The 538-nt window shown below is 39.0% G+C and carries 1 pseudogene; it reads right to left on the reverse strand.

From position 1 onward, the window contains the following. Positions 1-156: 156 nt before the first annotated feature. Positions 157-538 (reverse strand): annotated as a pseudogene (locus PXY01_RS22675) (hypothetical protein); the annotation flags it as partial.

Genomic DNA, 538 nt, shown 5'->3' on the forward strand with positions numbered 1-538 from the left:
ATTTAATTCGGTTAGATTCACAGAGATGGATGACATTCGTGGACCACCGCCCAATTACACCAATAGTTTTAGGATGATCTATACTCGCTAAGTCTAGTACTACCATTCATGTGTCTACTTATCGAGAAGCATCGATTAACAGACAACCCTTCCGTGTTAGTCATTCACTTCATAATAATAAAGACCCTTCAGAAACATATTCTCGTATGCATAAAGTGAAAAATATTCATGCTGATAATTAAAACTGTTTGTCGTTAAATAGACATCCGAATAGCCGTCATACCATACATTCTTTTTAAGCTTAAATGAATCCGATCTCTTCGTTACATCTGTATTGTCAGGGAATACTTGGGATGTATCATTCGCCGATATAACCATGAACTTGAATCTTGTCCTAACGATAACGAAGCCACCGCCTTTACGGACCTGTGACATTTCCGGATCGGCATAACCTCTTGCGATGACTTTATTTTTTCTGACCCAACTTGCATAAATCTTAGCACCTGCCCGAACGCTCTCAAGCGCAATAGAACTCATT

Source organism: Paenibacillus xylaniclasticus, assembly GCF_004001065.1.
In the GTDB taxonomy this organism is placed as follows: Bacteria; Bacillota; Bacilli; order Paenibacillales; family Paenibacillaceae; genus Paenibacillus_T; species Paenibacillus_T xylaniclasticus.